Origin of the sequence: Mucilaginibacter gilvus (genome assembly GCF_004054195.1) — a bacterium.
Lineage (GTDB): Bacteria > Bacteroidota > Bacteroidia > Sphingobacteriales > Sphingobacteriaceae > Mucilaginibacter > Mucilaginibacter gilvus.
Map to the genome: position 1 here is coordinate 62,864 of NZ_SBIW01000006.1, position 19,053 is coordinate 81,916.

A 19,053-nucleotide genomic window follows, 5' to 3' on the forward strand; every position below is an offset into this window, starting at 1 on the left:
AGAATATAAATTGTATTTATTAAACAAATGCAAAATATAATTCTGAAAATACATAAAATAGTGTTATTTTGGCAACTCAAACGGCAAATTGTTAGAACGTCCTAAATATTTGCCCCTGTGAAATACGGCCATGAATAAACTCGATCTTAAAATTGCCTTCCGCACTTTTTTAAAAGGCAAATGGTACAATTTTTTAAACATCGCGGGCCTGGCCATGGGTTTGGCGGCCTTTATTTTTGTTACCCTATATGTTGATAATGAAACCAGCTACGACACATGGAATAAGAATATCAACCGCGTGTACCTGGTGGAAAGGGAAATGCCTACCGGCCCCTCTCCCTACACGCCCGGCAAACTGGCTGCGGCCATAAAAAGCCAGTGCCCGGAAGTTGAAGAAACCGGGCGGATGAACACAGCGTTGTTCCAGCTGCCTTTTTATACGCCATCGGGAAGGTTCCTGATAAAAAAATGGGTTGGGGCCGATTACTCCATCAGTAAAATATTAGGGGTTAAACCAAAGGGGTTTAATTTAGACCCCAAAAGTACTTTGCCCACCGTTTTGCTCTCTAAACAAACCGCTAATGTGCTTTTTCCGGGCGATAGCGCAATCCAAAATAAAAGGGTGAACATGGCATCAAGAACCGGGATGCCTTTCACCGTTGCCGGTGTGGCCGATGATATGCCGGGGAATACCAATTTAAATTTTGATTGCATTGGTTTTAGCCAAGACATTACCCAGGGGAAAGACCAAAGCTATGCCAACCAGATCTATCAAACTTATTTGCTGGTAAAGCCAAATGCCGATATTGCCCTGCTATCCAAAAAAATAGATAAGATATATAAGCAAGCAGCTTTAGCCGATACCAGCCAGGTAGCAAAACAGGCGCTAAGTCAATCACCGGCTGCTACAATTTATTTAGACCCTTTATCAAACCTGCATTTAAAACCTCATTACGGTTCGCAGGTGAATAACCAGATAGTTAAGGGGCTTATCATACTGGCAATAATTATTCTGATAGTAACCGGGGTAAACTTTACAAACCTGTACATTTCCCAGGCCAGTAAACGGTCTAAAGAAGTTGGATTAAAAAAAGTTAACGGCGTTATCAAAAGGCAGATCATACTCCAATTTTTAACCGAGATCTTTTTCCAGTGTCTTCTCGCCTTAATTATCGCATTTGGTTTAGTAGTAATCGGTCTGCCCTATTTTAATAACCTACTCAACGTAAATCTTTTAATTTCGGGCATAAACCTCACAATAATCACACAGCTTACAGTTACATTAATTTCGCTCACCTTACTGGCCGGCATTTACCCATCTTTTGTAATGGCGGGCTTTAAGCCAATCCAAGTGTTAAGCGGCAACCAGTTTGTTAGCGGCCAAACTTTTTCATGGATCCGCGGCGCTATCACCGTACTTCAATTTACGTTTGCTATCGGTTTTGTGATCACCCTGGCGGTGATCAATCAGCAGGTTACCTTTATGAGATCTGAGAATCCCGGGTTTACAGCTAAACAGGTGGTTTATATTGATAACCTTGGCATTTACAACGATCCTAAAAAATTCCAATCGGCGCGCGAGAGGATAAAAGACATCCCCGGGGTAAAAAACGTTACGGTTGCTTCCAATGTACCCGGCGGCATTATACCCGCTACGTTTGAATATAACGTTCAAAATAAGGCTTACGCTATGCAAACTATTGGTGTTGATTACCACTACTTTGAGACTTTAAATATCGGGTTGAAAGAGGGTCAGGCTTTTTCGTCGTCATTCCCGGTAGATTCGGCAAATGCGGTGATCAACGAAACAGCTGCAAAAGCCATGGGATTGGATAACGCTGTTGGCACAACCATAACCGGCTGCGGAGGCAATTACAAAGTTATTGGTGTAGTTAAGGATGTAAAGGCAAACGGTTTTGAGGCAAACATACAGCCCGCTATTTATTTAATGAACGCCGGTTGCGGGTTAACCAAAACACAAATAATGATCAGTGCCGAAAGCAATGCCATACCGGCAATGCTAACCACGCTGGGACATCAATGGACCAGCATCAACAAACTCGACGGCGATAATTTCAATTATCATTTCCTTGATGAATTATATGGCCGACTTTTTATAAAACAGGAGCAACTAAAATCGGTGCTGTTCTACTTTTCGGCAATAGCTATATTTATTGCATCGCTGGGCTTTTTTGCCTCGGCAGCGCAGGCAATCCGCTTACGGATGAAAGAAATTGCGATAAGGAAAGTATTTGGCGCAACCGGGGAGCAGTTAATGGTAACTCTAAGCAAGCCGTTTTTTTATATTGTTTTAACTGCAAACGCTATAGCCTGGCCGCTCTCCTTTTTTGTAGCAAATAAATGGCTGGAAACCTTCGCTTACAGGATCCATATATCGGTTACTCCATTTGTAACTGCAATGGTTATTTCCATTGCCATAGTTGCCGTTACGGTTTGTTTACAAATTGTACGAGCGGTAAGGTTTAACCCGGCAGTTAAGTTAAAGGTGTAACGGCCTATGAAAGCTATATAAGGAAAACCTGCTACGATAGTTTTTAAACGCTCTTGCGTAGCAGAGAGACTGGTCGAGCGGAGCAATCGCCGGGTAAGTCGAAGTAAGTCAATTAGCTACGATTCAATTTTCATGCAGAAAGCGCCTTACTTCACCCTCTCAATTCTGCATCTTTCCGTTTTCAGCAGTTCGATCGTTTCATTCATTTCAAAATCTGATTTGATGCGCGATTCTTCCTGGCGGTAATACTTCTTGAGCTGCTTGCGGTGCAGGCCCTGGAAAAAGCGGCGGATCTCTACGTCGGTATGCAATATCAGGCCGGGCACTTGCAGGGGTAGATGGTTATCGTCCATTGCCACCATGGTGAAGTAGCTGGTGTTGGTATGTTTTATCTCATGGGTTTTTACATTTTCAGATACTACCCGGATGCCTACCACCAGCGAGGTACGCCCCACATAGTTTACAGATGCCATTAATGACACCAATTCGCCAACCTCTACGGACGCTAAAAAATCAATATCCTCTACCGAAGCAGTTACGCAATAAGCACCCGCGTGCTTGGCAGAGCATACGTAAGCAACCTTATCCATCAACCCCATAATAATGCCCCCGTGTATTTTGCCGCCAAAGTTGGCGTAGGATGGGATCATTAATTCGGTGAGGGTGGTTTGCGATTCGGTAACGGTTTTAAAGGTGTCCATAAGGTGTGGCGTTAATAAGCGCTCAATTTGCGCAAATAATTTAAGGTATCAAAAAAGCATTGCACAGCACTAATTGCTAAATGCATTTAATTCATGGTTAAACAAATCCTTATTTATACTATTGTATTCTGTGTTTTGAATAGTCACGGGTCCAACAATTTTTAAAACATCATTTACATGAAAAAATTCTTCAATTTCATTTCCGGCTGGGGAAACCCCGGTCGGGCGCTCCTATGCGGCATTTTAGTCAGTTCAACAGTGCCGGCACTGGCACAGCAGGATCATGCTCCTGCCTATCCGCTGATCACGCATAACCCCTATTTTAGCATCTGGTCTACAACCGATAAGCTGAACGAATCTACCACTACGCATTGGACAGGCAAAAGCCAGTCTTTATTGGGCGTGCTGAAGGTAGACGGCGAATACTACCGGTTTATGGGGCAGGCCGCGCCGCATTACAAAACCGTATTACCGGCGGCAGACGAGAGCGCTTACGCTTGCAAATACAGCTTTACCGCGCCAACAGCAGGCTGGGAAAAACAAACTTATGCCGACCAGGATTGGAAAACAGGTAAAGCCCCTTTCAGCGATAATGAAAACACTACCGGCACCCGCTGGACAAGCCGCGAAGTATGGGTACGCCGCGCTTTTACATTGAGCGAACTGCCAAAAAGCCCCTTATTACTTCGTTTATTTCACGACGACGATGTAGAGGTTTACCTCAACGGCAAACAAATCTACGCCAGCGGCGGTGCCAACGGCGATCTGCAGATGTTCGAGCTATCTGCCGCTGCTGCATCCGCTTTAAAAATCGGCGAAAACGTTTTGGCTTTACATTGCACCAACACCGGCGGCCTGGCTTCGCTTGACGCGGGTCTTTCGGTAAAAGTGGAAGACAAAACAAACGAGGCTATTAAATTAGCCACGCAAACTGCCGTAAAGGTGAATGCCACGCAAACCATCTACAGCTTTAAATGCGGCGCGGTGAATTTAAATGTAACGTTTACTTCGCCCCTGCTGATCACCGATATTAAAACACTGGCTAACCCGGTATCGTACATCAGTTACGAGGTTAAGGCCAACGATAACAAAACGCACGCGGTGGATATTTACCAGGGCGTTTCTACCGACGCGGCGGCAAATACCCCCGCACAGGAAGTTAAGGCCGAAACCTATACCGCCGGCGGCATCAAAATTATGAAGGCCGGTACCACCGAGCAGCCTATCCTCAAAAAACGTGGCGACGACCTGCGGATTGACTGGGGATACCTATATGTAGCATCCCCTACTTACAACGCCAGGCAATACATCACTACCGAGGAAGAAGCTATCAACTCCTATCTTTCTACTCCGGGCACTAATGCCACGGTGGTTGGCAAGCAACTGATGCTGAATACATTGCTACCATTTGGCAGGGTTGGCAAAAACGGCGCGGAAAAACACATCGCTGTTGGTTACGACGATATCTATTCGGTACAATATTTTAAAACCGACCTGCGCCCGTGGTGGCGCAATACAAAGGGCGCTACCATGGATGGCGTTTTGGCGGCTTCGTTAAAAAACTATTTAACCGTTATGGCTGCCTGCCGCAACACCGATGCTAAGATCTATTCCGACGCGTACAAGGCCGGCGGTGAAAAATATGCCAAACTGTGCGTGCTGGCTTACCGCCAAAGTATAGCTGCACACCAGTTGGTAAAAAGTCAGGAGGGCGAATTGCTTTTCTTATCAAAAGAGAACTTCAGCAATGGGTCTATCAACACGGTGGATGTTACCTACCCTTCTGCACCATTGTACTTGCTATACAACCCCGACCTGCTTAAGGGAATGCTGAACGGCATATTCTACTACAGCGAAAGCGGCAAATGGGCAAAACCATTCGCGGCGCATGACCTGGGCACCTACCCCCTTGCCAACGGGCAAACTTATGGCGAGGATATGCCGGTGGAAGAAAGCGGTAACCTGGTGATATTGACCGGTGCCATTGTAATGGCACAAAAAGACCCTGCCTATGCCAAAAAGCATTGGAAAACGCTCACTACCTGGACCAACTACCTTGCCGAAGCTGGTTTTGACCCGGGTAACCAGTTATGTACCGATGATTTTGCTGGACACCTGGCGCATAACGCCAACCTATCTATCAAAGCCATTGTTGCTATTGGTGCTTACGGCAAGATGGCTGAGATGCTGGGCGATACTAAAACCGCCGTTAAATACAGCGCGCTGGCTAAAGATCTGGCCGCCAAATGGATTGGCAAAGATGATGCAGGCGATCACTACGCCCTTGTTTTCGACAATAAGAACACCTGGAGCCAGAAATACAACATGGTTTGGGATAAAGTTTTAGGCCTGAACCTGTTTCCGCAGTACGTTTACGACAAGGAGATAAAATACTACCTGGGCAAACAGGAAAAATATGGTTTACCACTGGATAGCCGTAAAACCTATACCAAAAGCGACTGGATCTTATGGACCGCGACGATGACCGATAACCGCAAGGATTTTGACGCGCTGGTGAAACCAATTTACAAATACGCGCAGGAAACATCCACACGCGTGCCCCTAAGCGACTGGCACGAAACCACCACCGGTAAGATGGTTGGTTTCCAGGCGAGGAGTGTTGTGGGGGGATACTTTATGAAAGCCTTAAAGGATAAAATGACGGGGAAGAAATAAGAAAATATTTCTGTGTTAATTAATAGCGATGGGTTTAAAGCCCATCGTTATTTTATTATTCGCAGTTTATACTTTTGCTACGCACCCTGGTCAAGGGCTTGCAGATAGGTCAATCCCTGTTTCCATAGCCCTAAGTTGGAGGCAGAGTTAATATGTGCCGCGTCACCAATATTTTTCAATTCGCTATTCCAACTCTCCGCGAAAAGCGTTGCGCGCTTTGCTGTTACGTAAAAATCGTTAGTGCTGAATACGGTAATAGATCTGAATGGCAATGCCGCTAATGGAACCGGAGCAAAGCCTGTGGTACCGAGGGGATAGCTATCCGCCTCAGTGTCACTTGGCGCCACCATAAGCGCGCCCTTAATGGCGTAATTGTATTTTTGTGCCCAAAAAGCGATGGTTGCACAAGCCAGGCTATGCCCCACCAATATTACCGCTCCCGGGTTATGCCGGCTGATGGTTTGCTGTATTTTAGCTATCCAATCTTCGCAAACGGGGGTTTCCCAGTCATCCTGTTGTATCCTAACAAAGCCGAAACGGTTTTCCCAGATAGACTGCCAGTGTTCGGGGCCCGAATCTCCGAGCCCCGGAAGAATAAAAATAGTTGATTTAAAATCCATTCCTGAGATTGATAAAATTTTGCATTAGCTGACTACGAAGGTCAAAAAAAACCTCTTAAAAATATTACAGATTTATTTAAGTTCCGAATTTCAACGAATAAAATATTGGGGCTGTTCTGTCATAAGTTCCAAATTAATGGATGGTCCGCTTTAGCGATAACAATGGAAACCCCGGAATGGAGCACCGCTTCTATCAGCAGCGCGCAATGAGGAGTTGGAATGGATAGCGCGGGCCGAAGGCAACGTCCTTATTAAAGGCAAAATTTTTAAAGGAAAGAGGTAAGGTATTTACCTCTTTCCTCCTATTACAATTTCTTCATTAAACTTTTAAAGACAGGGAGGTCTACCCCATCTTTTCGAAAATAATTATGCTTGTCTCCCCAAAACATTTGCGTTTTTTTAAGCGTTTATTAAAAAGCTATTCTATAATTATGCGGTAGTAATCTGTAATATTTGAGATACTATTACCCATTTATTAGTTTTAATATTATATTTATTGCGTAATAATCACACAATGAGAGCAAACGTGTGGTTTTAACTAATTATCAACCAAATAAACTTCCAATATGCGATTTAAAATTACCCTCTTGCTCGTGCTGTGTGTAATGCTATTTAATTTTAGCAAAATACCCGTTAAGCCGAGAATACTGGTTTTCACAAAAACCTCGGGCTATCACCACGAAAGTATTGCCGTTGGCGTACCAGCAATTATGAAACTGGGCGCCGAAAACAATTTCCTGGTAGACAGCACTTCTGATGCTTCCAAGATCACCGAAAGCAACTTAAAAAAATACTCGGCAGTTGTGTTTTTACACACTACCGGTTACATGCTGAACAACTATCAGCAGGCCGACCTGGAGCGTTATATGCAGGCAGGCGGTAACTTTGTTGGCGTACATGCTGCCGCAGACGCCGAATACGACTGGAAATATTACGGCCGCCTGGTTGGTGCCTACTTTTTAAGCCACCCTCAGCAACAGGAAGCTACGCTGAACGTGGTTGACAAAAACCACCCAGCTACCCGCGGCTTACCTGCCGTTTGGAAACGTAAAGACGAATGGTACAACTTTAAAAGCATCAGCCCGAAAATACATGTGCTGATGACCATTGACGAAAGCAGTTACACCGGCGGCAAAAACGGCGCTACCCACCCAATGGCCTGGTACCAGAATTTTGAGAACGGCCGTTCTTTTTACACCGAACTGGGCCACACCGATGAATCTTACGTAGACCCATTGTTCCTTGGTCACCTGCTTGGTGGTATCAAATACGCCATTGGCGATAACAAAGCATTGGATTACAGCAAAGCCACAACTGTGCGCGTGCCGGAAGCCAACCGTTTTGAGAAAACACAATTGGTACAAGGCACATTTTTTGAGCCCACCGAAATGGCCGTATTGCCAAACTTTGATATATTGGTATCGCAGCGCCGCGGCGAACTGATGCTGTACAAAAACGGCACTAAAACCGTAAAACAAGCCGGCTTTTTAGATGTGTACTGGAAAACACATACCAAGGGCGTTAACGCCGAAGAAGGTGTATTGGGTTTAAACATCGACCCTGATTTTAAAACCAACCACTACGTTTATATTTATTACAGCCCGTCGGATACTTCAGTAAACCGCCTTTCGCGTTTCACCATGACCGGCGATACCATTGATAACAAAACCGAAAAAGTAATTTTACAATTATACTCGCAGCGCGAGATCTGCTGCCATACAGGTGGTTCTATCGCTTTCGGGCCAGATCATATGCTGTTCTTATCAGCCGGCGATAACAGTACCCCATTTGATGAGCCGGGCAAAAAACCATTTAATACCCGCGCTTTTGCCCCACAAGATGACCGCCCTGAGTTTTTAAACCACGATGCGCGCCGTTCTGCCGGTAACACCAACGATCTGCGTGGTAAGATCTTACGTATAAAAATTAATCCGGATGGTACTTACAGCATCCCCGAAGGGAACTTATTTAAACAAGGTACACCAAAAACCCGCCCGGAAATTTATGTAATGGGCGACAGGAACCCATACCGGATCTCGGTAGATCAAAAGAACGGCTTCCTGTACTGGGGTGAAGTAGGCCCTGATGCGCAAAAAGATAGCTTAGAAACACGCGGCCCCCGCGGTTACGATGAGTTTAACCAGGCGCGTAAAGCAGGTTTCTTTGGCTGGCCATTTTTTATTGCCAACAACTACGCCTACCGCCCGTTTGATTATGCCACTGGCGTATCTGGTGCCCCATGGGACCCAATGCACCCGGTGAACGATTCGAGAAACAATACCGGTTTACGCGAACTGCCACCTGCGCAGCCAGCATTTATCTGGTACCCGTATGCCGAATCTCCTGATTTTCCGCAGGTAGGTACTGGTGGCCGTAACGCTATGGCGGGCCCGGCTTACTATACAGATATGTTTCCGAAGGCTACCCGTATGCCCGATTACTTTAACAAGAAAGTTGTTTTTTACGATTGGATCCGCGGATTTATTAAACTACTTACCCTGCAGCCAAACGGCGACCTGGATAAAATGGAGCCATTTATGGCCGATACCAAATTCCATAACGTTATTGATATGGAAACCGGCCCTGATGGTAAGATCTACCTGTTAGAGTATGGTACCGGCTGGTTTGCCAAAAACAAGGATGCCGGTTTAGCGCGTATAGATTACAACAGTGGTAACCGCGCGCCCGAAGTAGCAAGCGTAGCTACCAGCAAAGCTTACGGCGCATTGCCTTTAACTACCGTATTAACGGTTAAAGCAACCGACCCTGAGAAAAACAAAATAATCTATATGTGGAACCTGGGCAATGGTGTTAAAAAGACGACCACCGTACCTAAGTTAACTTATACCTATACTAAAAAAGGAAACTATACTGTTTCTGTTGAAGCAAGGGACGAGTACGACGCGGTAAGCACCAGCGGCAAAACAGTTGCTGTATTAGCTGGCCAGGATTCGCCTGATATGAAATTAAAAGTGGCGAACATGAAAGCCAACGCAGCAGGCAAAGCCCTGATGATGTCGCTTGATTGCTCGGCTTGCCATAAAGTATCAGAAAAATCGGTAGGTCCCGCGTTTGCCGAGGTAGCTAAAAAATACCCTGCAAATGCTGCCTCCTCTGCTCATCTGATCAAAAAGATAGCAAACGGCGGTCACGGTGTTTGGGGTGATGTAGATATGCCTGGCCACCCTGCTTTAAAACCTGCAGAAAGCCAAAAGATCATTAACTGGATATACTCACTTAAATAATAAAATTGTTTTCTTTGCAGCGGATATGATAACCCTACATCATATCCGCTTTTTTATTTTACAATGAAGAAATTATCTGCTCTCTTACTCGCGCTGACGCTATTTTGTTCAGCATTCGCTCAAACCCGTGTTAACTTTTCGGGTACCGTTACTACCACAGGCGCTTCCCCAATTGCGGGCGCTACGGTAAGTTTATTAAACACCAATTACGCCGCCATTACCAATGGGAAAGGCGCTTTTAGCTTTAAGAATGTACCTGCCGGCAAGTATACCCTGCATGTAAGCAATGTAGCCTATGCGGCTATTAATCAAAGCATCACTATTGGCGCGCAGTCGGCATCAACCAACATCCAGCTAACCGAAGCAAGTAACCGGCTGGATGAAGTGGTAGTTACCGCGCAAAAAAGTGAAGAAGCAGCCCAGCAGATCCCGGCCAGTATCTCTACCCTATCTGCCAAACAGGTACAGGAATACAAGGTGTGGAACCTGAAGGATATCACCGCCATTGTGCCCAACCTGTACACTGCCAGCCCCGGCGACGACAGGAACGTAACCAGCATCCGCGGCGTGGCAACCACTTCTTACGACCCTGCTGTTGCTACCTATATAGACGGTGTGAACCAGTTTAGCTTGGATACTTACATTCCCCAACTTTTTGATGTGGAGCGCATAGAAGTGTTGCGCGGCCCGCAGGGCAGCCTTTACGGCCGTAATGCCATGGGTGGTGTTATCAATGTAATAACTAAACAACCAACCAACCTAACCACGGGCTTTGCCGAAGTGAATTTTGGCAGCTATGGCCAAAAACGTATCAGCCTGGGCATCCGCACACCGCTGGTACAGGATAAACTATACCTGGGTGTTGCCGGCCTGTACAATGGCTTTGATGGTTTTTACAACAACCAGTTTAACAACACCAAGCTGGATAAACAGCATTCCTTTATGGGGAACTACTATTTGAAGTACCTGGCCACCCAAAACTTTAATTTAACGCTGAACGTTAAGAACTACGCTAACCGCAACAATGGCCCATTTGCTTTATCAGGCTCGCCGGGTGACGCTTTGGCGACACCTTTCCAGGTTAATCAGAACGCGGTTACCAAAATGATCGATAACATCTTTAACGCTTCCCTGTCTGCCAGCTACACTGGTAAAGATTTTAACTTTACCTCGAACACGGCTTACCAGCAAAACTACCGCTACTACACCGTGCCTATCGACGGAGATTTTTCGCCGATTGATGGTGTAAGTGTAATTAACAATTACGGCCCCAATTTCAACAAAGTGAAGGTAACCACGCAGGAGTTTAGGTTCTCCTCCCCTGCTTCGGCAACGAACATCAGGTGGACAGCCGGTTTGTACGGCTTCTACCGTTATGCCCCAACCAAAACCGGTACGCACTTTGGTGCAGACGGTGAAATGGTTGGCGCTCCGTTCCCAAATTTCAGCACTATTAATACCAATATCGAGCATAATTACGGCACCGCGGTATTTGGCCAGGTAGTTTTTGTGCTTGATCCGAAATGGGACCTGACCGCCGGCTTACGCTACGATTACGAGCATAAAAAAGAAGAAATAAAAGGCGAGTTCCAAATGGACGGTGACGCCCCTGTAGTTACCCAGAACGACACGTCGTCAACCGCCAGCTTTAAAGCCTTTACACCAAAGCTGAGCCTTGCTTACCATGTATCTGAAGCGAGCAACCTGTACGCAACTTATAGCCGTGGCTTTAGGGCAGGTGGTCTCAGCCAGCTTGGTGCCGACCCTTCGTCGCCGCCTTTGTTCGCCTACAAGCCTGAATACAGCAACAACTTTGAGGTAGGATCGAAAAACCTGTTCTTCGATAACAAACTAAGGGTGAACGCATCCTTGTTCTATATTTCAATAAACAACGCGCAGGTACCAACACTGGTATTGCCACAAGCGATTGTACTTACCCGTAACGCCGGTAAACTGCGCAGCAAAGGTGCCGAACTGGAACTTGCCGCAACCGTTTTAAAAGGCCTGGATATCTCTTACAACTTTGGTTATACCCACGCCCGCTATACCGACCTGAAGGTGCCAAGCAACGGCGCTGTAGTAAACCTGAATGGCAACCACCAGGTTTATACGCCTGATGTAACCTCTATGCTGGCCCTTCAATATGGTTATTTGCTTGGCAGAGGCACCAAATTAGTTGCCCGCGGCGAGTGGAAATACCTCGGCAAACAATACTTCGACCTGGCTAACAACATTGAGCAAAAAGCTTACAGCACTTTTAACGCACGTTTAGGTGTTACCACTAAAAGGCTTGATGTGTTTGTTTGGGGAACCAATTTAAGCAACAAAAACTACATCGATTATGCTTACGATTTCGGTGCATCGCATTTGGGTAACCCAAGGATGTACGGCGTAACCGTGAGAACTAACTTCTAATCTGTGATGATGAATTTGTTATGCTGAGCTTATAACATTGCATAACTTATAGGTCTTCGACAAGCTCAGACTTACAAAATAAAAAATCGCCCCGGCTTTAAACAGCCGGGGCGATTTTTTTTGTCAGTCTGCTGTAAGGCTTGCCCCTCACCTGCGACAAAGCCATTAAAACACAACAACATGAACCACACAAAAACTGGCTATACCATTGGTGTAGCCTCAACAGCGATTATTTTACTATGGTTAGGTATTTTTAAATTTACCCCAACAGAAGCGGCTTCGATAATGCCGTTTGTACAGCACAGTTTTTTGATGAGCTGGATGTACAAGATCGGCAGCACACAGGGGGTATCAAACTTTATTGGTTTGTTTGAAATAATTACCGGCCTACTGCTTATCGCTTCTTTTTGGAACAGGAAACTTGGGCTGATAGGCGGTTACCTTACCGTTATCATCTTTTTAACAACGCTAAGTTTTTTGCTTACCACGCCGGGAGTGTGGAAGGTAGTGGACGGCGTACCCGTTACCGAATTTTTTATTGTGAAGGATTTGGCGTTCCTCGCCCTGGGATTTATGGTTATAGGTAAAAATTCGCTCAATAAATAAAACCATAGTTCCTTTTTAAACGTAATTCTATTACATCTACCTATAAAAACAAGACCCCCATGATAAAAGCAGGATTATTAGTAAAACTGGTAGCAAAACCAGGTAAAGAACAAGACGTTGCCGATTTTTTAGCAAGTGCTTCGCCATTAGTGAATGATGAGCCGGATACCATTAATTGGTATGCTTACCGCATCAGCGAGAGCACCTTTGGAATATTTGACACATTTGAAGGTGATGAAGGCCGTAATGCCCACTTAGCCGGTAAAGTTGCCGAAGCCTTGATGGCTAATGCGCCACACCTATTGGCGCTGGAACCAACCATAGAGTATGTAGAAATACTGGCAAGTAAATAAAGAAGTTTAAGTTGAGGGTGATAAGAGAAGTCCTTTTGCTGCAAAGCGGAGGGCTTTTCTGTTTTTTGGGAATCTATTTTATAGAAACGCCTTTATATCTTTTAGTTAACTTAAAAACAGCATTTAGTTATTTTGAAAGTATTGTAGTTTTTAACTAAATTTATACAAAAAATATATTCAACTAAACTTTATTACATGAAACTAAAATTACTCTCCGGCATTTTTGCTGTTACAGCCATAGCATTCCTTTATACATCCTGTAAAAAAGATGCGCCCGATTTTTCTTCCACAGGTAATAGTAGTACTGTATCTACTAAAGCCGTAAGCCAGCAAATTGCGCTGAACCTGGTGCAAAGCCTGTATGGCGGCATCGGCGGTTTTAGCGTTAATGATGGTTTGAGCCCGAAGATAAACGCCATTGCGCCAAACCGTAAAAAAATAATCATCAACTCGGTTAACCCGGATTGCGGTATGACAATGGATACCACGCTTACTTACAGCCTGGATCTGGATACCACCAAGGTAACCGTTAGCGGCAGATTTAAATATGCTACTATTTGTACCAACGACACACCAACCGGCTTAACTGCCTATGACAGTTTGCTGGTATCTATGATCACTCCGTCGTTAGAAGCAAAATACAATATCCTACAAAACTTAACCGTTAACGTGCTCAACGCGCAAAATCCCGATAAACTATCGTTTAACGGCTTGATGAATATGCAGGCAAGTCTTCAATACAAAACAGGGTCGAAACAAAAACTCAGCACCTCGTTTAAATATAAGCTTACCTCGCTTATCATCAACACGGCGAATGATGGCGATATAGAAAGCGGCAGCGCGACCTTTGAAACTACAGGCGATACCCCTCAAGGCAAATGGAACTATAAAGGTAGCATCCTGTTTTTAGGAAATCATAAAGTGAAGATCACGATAGATGGCACTACCTACACTGTAGATATACAAACCGGACAAATAGTTTAGGCAATAAATTCCGTTAGGCAGCACTAAAACTTATTACTAAAATAACGCTAATATATAAACGCCTCCTGATAACACGGGAGGCGTTTATGCATATGTAGGGGTGGTAATTTTTGCTTATTTCCAACCACCGCCCAATGAGCGGTACAGTTCTGATACGGCATCCAGTTGGGTACGTTTTACGGTAGCCAGTTCCAGTTCGCTTTGCAACACATTGCCTTGCGCGGTTATTACTTCCAGGTAAGTAGCAAGGCCATTCCTGAATAAAAGATTAGCATTCGATGTGGCTTGTTGCAGCGTTTTTACACGGTTGGCAGCGATAGCTTGCTGTTGTTTCAGTTTTTCTATCCTTACTAAAGCGTCGCTCACCTCGCCTACCGCGTTCAATACCGACTGGCGGAACTGCAGCACGATTTTCTCGCGCTCAACTTTAGCTACTTCATATTTTGTGCTTAGCTCTTTATGATTTAAAAGCGGCTGCAACAAGCTTCCCGATACAATACCGAATAGTGAAGCGGGAATATTGAACCAATTGCTTGCTTTAAACGAATTAACACCACCAGATGCAGTTATACGCAATGCAGGATACATCTCCGCTTTGTTGATGCCTACATTCGCATTAGCAATATTTAAAGCTAATTCCGAGCTTTTAACATCGGGCCTGCGGCTTATGATGGCAGACGGAACTCCCGCTGATAAGTTTTCGGGGACGGTAAGGTCACCCAGTTTGGCGCTGCGGGCAATTTTGTCGGGCAATTCACCGGTAAGGATGCGCAGGGCATTTTCCTGTATGGCGATGTTCTGCTCAAACTGTGGCACCAACTGCTCGGCGGCCTGGCGTTGTGCTTCCGTTTGCTGAACGGCAAGGGATGTTACCTGCCCTGCATCATACTGCAAACGGATGATGCGCAGGGTGCTATCGTTCAGTTTAACATTCTTTTGGGCAATATTCAACTGCTCATCCAACATTAGAAGATTATAATACCCTTGCGATACACTGGCCACAATATTGGTTTGGATAGCCTTTTTAGCCTCTGCAGTTTGCAGATATTGGGCCAACGCGGCGCGCTGGCGGTTTTTTATCTTACCCCAAATATCCGCTTCCCAGGACAAGGCCAGGTTAGCTGAATAATCTTCGATATGTTTTGTACCGAGATCGTACTGGCTCAGGCTTAAGCCGGTCACACTGTTATCGCTTGGCCGGCTGGTGCTGGCGGTCACGTTTAGCCCAAGGGTTGGCACATAGTCCCATTTAACGCGTTTGAAAAGCAATTGCGATGATTCGATGTTTTTCACCGCTATCTGCATATCGTAGTTCTTTACAATGGCGCTGTCTATCAGTTTTTGCAGCGTTGCATCAGCAAAAAAGCTTTTCCATTGGATATCTGCAATGCTGGTGGTATCGCCCACCGTTGCCACATTTCTAAACTCAGTTGGCAGTGCAGGTTTGGGTGTTTCTATATCTTTTGAAACTGAACAACCGGATAACACCACCAGTATAAATGCCAGTTTACTAAATAAATTTTTCATTGTCTTGTTGTTAAAATTCGTTCTTATCGCTTCGTTATTTTACTCACCCCGGGTATGCTCCGCTGCCCGACCCTCTTTTGCGGAAAGAGGGTTGAGCTTCACGCGTCGCTATAGTTGAGTTTTTAACTCGTCGATTATATCATTTCCGTTTGCAATTCATCTATATGTTTGTCGTTACCACCGGTCTGTTTATTACGATGCCTGTCGAAGGGTACGCCGCTTATACGTTCCTGTAAGTGCTGGAATATTACAAACAGAACAGGGATGATAAATAAGCCTAACAATACGCCCGACACCATACCGCCCGCGGCACCAATACTGATAGAGTGGTTACCCTGTGCAGATGGGCCCGTGGCAATACTCATTGGGAACAAACCGAATACGAATGCCAGCGAGGTCATTACTATCGGGCGGACCCTTAAACGGGATGCCTCAATGGCTGCGTCAACCAGGCTCATGCCGGCACGTCGTTTCTGCACCGCGAACTCTACAATTAGAATAGCGTTCTTGGCTAATAAACCAATGAGCATGATGAGCGCTACCTGTACGTAGATGTTGTTTTCGATGCCGGTTAGGCCCAGCACTACAAACACACCAAAGATACCTGTAGGGATAGAAAGTATTACCGCTAATGGCAGGATGTAGCTTTCGTACTGTGCTGACAACAGGAAGTATACAAACACCAAACACAACAGGAATACCACGGTTGATTGCCCGCCCGACGAGATCTCTTCGCGGGTTTGGCCTGAGAACTCGTAGGTAAACCCCTCCGGAAGCTGCTCTTTGGCCGTTTCTTCGATAGCTTTAATGGCATCACCCGAACTGTAACCCGGTTTTGGGATGGCGTTCACCTCAATAGAATTGAACAGGTTGTAGCGCGAAGCTGTTTCTGAACCATAAACACGGGTAAGTTTTACCAATGTGTTTATCGGCACGCTTTCGCCTTTGTTATTTTTAACAAACACCCGGTCTATGGCGGTGGGATCGGTACGGTCGGCAATATCAGCCTGTACAATCACGCGGTAGTATTTACCAAAGCGGTTAAAGTCTGATGCCTGCGCGGTACCAAAATAAGCCTGCATGGTAGATAGGATGTCCTTCACATTTACGCCCAGCTGGCTGGCTTTCTCATTGTCAATTTCTAATTGCAATTGCGGGTAATCGGCTTTGTACGATGTAAACGCGTAGGCAACAGCCGGTTTTTGCATTAGCTTGGCAATAAAAGTATTGGCAACGCCGCTAAATTTATCCAGCTTGCCGTTGGTCTTATCCTGCAGCATCACGTCCAGTGCCTCAACGTTACTAAAGCCCGGCACGGTAGGGAAGCTGAACACGAAGAATGTTCCCCCGGGTACTGCGCCTAATTTGCCCCTTACAATGTTCTGTATTTCATCAATGTTCTTTACAGCACCACGGTCATCGGTTGGTTTCAGCAAAAGGAATATTACACCGGCTGATGGGCTGCTGGACTGTGTTAAGAAGTTAAAGCCGGATAAAGCTGTAACAAACCTTGCCGACGGCAGCGTTTTCAACTGGTCTTCGGCCTGTTTAAAGATCTTGTTGGTACCGGCTAAAGAAGTTCCGGATGGTGTAGATACCGCTACGGCCACAAAGCCCTGATCTTCTGTTGGGATAAAGCCTGTTTTGGTACGGTTCACCATAAATACGGTAACCGCAATCAGCACCGCAAGGCCGGTCATGCTTATCCATTTATTACGTAAAAGGATCTTTATACCGCCAATATACCTATCTGTGAGGTAGTTAAAACTCCCGTTAAAGCCTGCGTAAAACTTATCAGCAAAACCTTTTTTAGGCGCGGCATGGCCATCGGCAGTGTGTTTGTTCTTCAGGAACAAGGCAGCCAGGGCCGGGCTCAACGTTAAGGCGTTAACAGCCGATATGATAATGGCTATGGCCATGGTAAGCGCAAACTGCCTGTAGAAGATACCTGTAGAACCGGTCATAAAACTCACCGGCAGGAACACCGACGCCATCACCAGGGTGATAGATATAATAGCACCGGTAATTTCGTGCATGGCCTCGGTGGTTGCCTTTTTAGGGCTAAGGCTTGGGTTGTGCTCCATTTTGGCGTGTACGGCCTCTACCACCACAATGGCATCATCCACCACAATACCAATGGCAAGCACCAATGCAAACAGGGTTAACAAGTTTATAGAGAACCCTAACAGGCTCATGAAAAAGAAGGTACCAATAATGGCCACCGGAACCGCGATAGCCGGGATAAGGGTAGACCGAAAATCCTGAAGGAATATAAACACCACGATGAATACCAGCACGAATGCTTCTATCAGCGTATGCTCAACCTGGCTTATAGATTCGTCCAGGTCTGTTTTGGTGCGATAGAACTGATTGTATTTGATACCTGCGGGGAAGCTTTTTGATGCTTTCTCCATCAATTTATCAATCTGAATCTGGATCTCGTTGGCGTTCGACCCCGATAATTGAATAATACCAACGATAACACCATCGTGCCCATTAAGGTTACTTACACTGTTGTACGAGTAAGCGCCCAGTTCCACACGTGCCACATCTTTAAGGTGCAGCACGCTACCATCGGCATTAGCGCGGATGGCAATATTCTGGTATTCCTCCGGCTTGGTGAGTTTACCTTTGTATTTAATTACATACTCGAACGATTGATCGCTGCGCTCGCCGAAACGGCCCGGAGCGGCTTCAAGGTTCTTGTCCTGTATGGCGGCCATTACTTCGGCAGGGGTAACTTTGTAAGTTGCCATTTGTGCCGGGTTAAGCCAAACACGCATGCTGTAATCCTTAACACCGCCAAATATACTCGCCGAACCTACGCCCGGGATACGTTTAATCTCGGGTACGATATTGATCTGCGCATAGTTGGCCACAAAGGTTTGATCGTATTTTTTCGGATCGTCTGAGTAGATACCCAGGGCACCAATAAAGCTATTTTGCTGTTTAGTGGTTGTGATGCCGAATTGTACCACCTCTGCAGGCAGTTGGCTTGTAGCCTGTGAAACGCGGTTTTGCACGTTTACTGCCGCCTGATCTGGGTTGGTACCTTGTTTAAAGTACACGGTAATAGCCAGTGAACCATCGTTACTGGCGGTAGACGTCATGTAGGTCATGTTCTCTACACCGTTAATTGCTTCTTCCAAAGAAGGTGTTACCGAACGTAATATGGTTTCGGCATTGGCGCCCGGGTAAGCCGCTGTTACCAACACTGCCGGTGGGGCAATATTAGGGAAACGTTCTAAGGGCAGTTTGGTTAGGCCAAGTATCCCTACTATCACCAACAGTATGGAGATAACGGTTGATAATACCGGCCTTTCTATAAATTTCTGAAACATGGTTTTGATTTTTTGTAGAGGCAAGATATAAGAACCAAGAGACAAGACACCTCACGGTCTCCGCTCTCAATCC

General features: G+C 45.6%; 11 protein-coding genes. 7 read left to right on the forward strand and 4 right to left on the reverse strand.

The genetic code is table 11. The features are described 5' to 3' along the window. Nucleotides 1–130: 130 nt before the first annotated feature. A complete protein-coding gene (locus EPL05_RS12400; protein WP_128534288.1) occupies nucleotides 131–2,512 on the forward strand; it encodes an ABC transporter permease in 2,382 nt (793 codons plus the stop codon). Nucleotides 2,513–2,658: 146 nt separating this feature from the next. Here EPL05_RS12400 and EPL05_RS12405 read toward each other — a convergent pair whose 3' ends face one another. Then, nucleotides 2,659–3,213, reverse strand: coding sequence for an acyl-CoA thioesterase (locus tag EPL05_RS12405; RefSeq protein WP_128534289.1), 555 nt, complete (start codon nucleotides 3,211–3,213; stop codon nucleotides 2,659–2,661). 177 nt (nucleotides 3,214–3,390) lie between these two features. Between EPL05_RS12405 and EPL05_RS12410 the strand changes: the two genes are divergently transcribed. Continuing rightward, complete coding sequence (locus EPL05_RS12410) at nucleotides 3,391–5,889, forward strand: glutaminase family protein (RefSeq protein WP_128534290.1); 2,499 nt, start codon at nucleotides 3,391–3,393, stop codon at nucleotides 5,887–5,889. Nucleotides 5,890–5,966: 77 nt separating this feature from the next. On the opposite strand, the gene EPL05_RS12415 is transcribed toward EPL05_RS12410, so the two are convergent. Then, complete coding sequence (locus tag EPL05_RS12415) at nucleotides 5,967–6,509, reverse strand: RBBP9/YdeN family alpha/beta hydrolase (RefSeq protein WP_128534291.1); 543 nt, start codon at nucleotides 6,507–6,509, stop codon at nucleotides 5,967–5,969. A 566-nt stretch (nucleotides 6,510–7,075) separates the two neighbouring features. Between EPL05_RS12415 and EPL05_RS12420 the strand changes: the two genes are divergently transcribed. The 5 genes from EPL05_RS12420 to EPL05_RS12440 all read left to right on the forward strand — a co-directional run bounded on the left by EPL05_RS12420 (nucleotide 7,076) and on the right by EPL05_RS12440 (nucleotide 14,112). Then, a complete protein-coding gene (locus tag EPL05_RS12420) occupies nucleotides 7,076–9,754 on the forward strand; it encodes a ThuA domain-containing protein (RefSeq protein WP_128534292.1) in 2,679 nt (892 codons plus the stop codon). Nucleotides 9,755–9,817: 63 nt separating this feature from the next. After that, on the forward strand, nucleotides 9,818–12,169 hold the full coding sequence (locus EPL05_RS12425; protein WP_128534293.1) for a TonB-dependent receptor: 2,352 nt from the start codon (nucleotides 9,818–9,820) through the stop codon (nucleotides 12,167–12,169). A 180-nt stretch (nucleotides 12,170–12,349) separates the two neighbouring features. Then, nucleotides 12,350–12,775 carry a DUF417 family protein gene (locus EPL05_RS12430; protein WP_128534294.1) on the forward strand — a complete coding sequence of 142 codons (426 nt, stop codon included), beginning with the start codon at nucleotides 12,350–12,352 and terminating at the stop codon, nucleotides 12,773–12,775. A 59-nt stretch (nucleotides 12,776–12,834) separates the two neighbouring features. Further along, nucleotides 12,835–13,128: a putative quinol monooxygenase gene (locus EPL05_RS12435; RefSeq protein ID WP_128534295.1), complete on the forward strand. Its 294-nt coding sequence runs from the start codon at nucleotides 12,835–12,837 to the stop codon at nucleotides 13,126–13,128. Nucleotides 13,129–13,323: 195 nt separating this feature from the next. Further along, complete coding sequence (locus EPL05_RS12440) at nucleotides 13,324–14,112, forward strand: hypothetical protein (protein ID WP_128534296.1); 789 nt, start codon at nucleotides 13,324–13,326, stop codon at nucleotides 14,110–14,112. Between the two features lie 114 nt (nucleotides 14,113–14,226). On the opposite strand, the gene EPL05_RS12445 is transcribed toward EPL05_RS12440, so the two are convergent. Together EPL05_RS12445 and EPL05_RS12450 are read right to left on the reverse strand one after the other, a co-directional pair. Continuing rightward, nucleotides 14,227–15,639 carry an efflux transporter outer membrane subunit gene (locus EPL05_RS12445; RefSeq protein WP_128534297.1) on the reverse strand — a complete coding sequence of 471 codons (1,413 nt, stop codon included), beginning with the start codon at nucleotides 15,637–15,639 and terminating at the stop codon, nucleotides 14,227–14,229. Nucleotides 15,640–15,773: 134 nt separating this feature from the next. Beyond that, nucleotides 15,774–18,980: an efflux RND transporter permease subunit gene (locus tag EPL05_RS12450; protein WP_166727691.1), complete on the reverse strand. Its 3,207-nt coding sequence runs from the start codon at nucleotides 18,978–18,980 to the stop codon at nucleotides 15,774–15,776. Nucleotides 18,981–19,053 lie beyond the last annotated feature (73 nt).

What these genes read in the sequence shown, in the direction of transcription:
- EPL05_RS12400 (WP_128534288.1), top strand. Translation starts at nt 131, where the DNA reads ATGAATAAACTCGATCTTAAAATTGCCTTCCGCACTTTTTTAAAAGGC.
- EPL05_RS12405 (WP_128534289.1), bottom strand. Translation starts at nt 3,213, where the DNA reads ATGGACACCTTTAAAACCGTTACCGAATCGCAAACCACCCTCACCGAA.
- EPL05_RS12410 (WP_128534290.1), top strand. Translation starts at nt 3,391, where the DNA reads ATGAAAAAATTCTTCAATTTCATTTCCGGCTGGGGAAACCCCGGTCGG.
- EPL05_RS12415 (WP_128534291.1), bottom strand. Translation starts at nt 6,509, where the DNA reads ATGGATTTTAAATCAACTATTTTTATTCTTCCGGGGCTCGGAGATTCG.
- EPL05_RS12420 (WP_128534292.1), top strand. Translation starts at nt 7,076, where the DNA reads ATGCGATTTAAAATTACCCTCTTGCTCGTGCTGTGTGTAATGCTATTT.
- EPL05_RS12425 (WP_128534293.1), top strand. Translation starts at nt 9,818, where the DNA reads ATGAAGAAATTATCTGCTCTCTTACTCGCGCTGACGCTATTTTGTTCA.
- EPL05_RS12430 (WP_128534294.1), top strand. Translation starts at nt 12,350, where the DNA reads ATGAACCACACAAAAACTGGCTATACCATTGGTGTAGCCTCAACAGCG.
- EPL05_RS12435 (WP_128534295.1), top strand. Translation starts at nt 12,835, where the DNA reads ATGATAAAAGCAGGATTATTAGTAAAACTGGTAGCAAAACCAGGTAAA.
- EPL05_RS12440 (WP_128534296.1), top strand. Translation starts at nt 13,324, where the DNA reads ATGAAACTAAAATTACTCTCCGGCATTTTTGCTGTTACAGCCATAGCA.
- EPL05_RS12445 (WP_128534297.1), bottom strand. Translation starts at nt 15,639, where the DNA reads ATGAAAAATTTATTTAGTAAACTGGCATTTATACTGGTGGTGTTATCC.
- EPL05_RS12450 (WP_166727691.1), bottom strand. Translation starts at nt 18,980, where the DNA reads ATGTTTCAGAAATTTATAGAAAGGCCGGTATTATCAACCGTTATCTCC.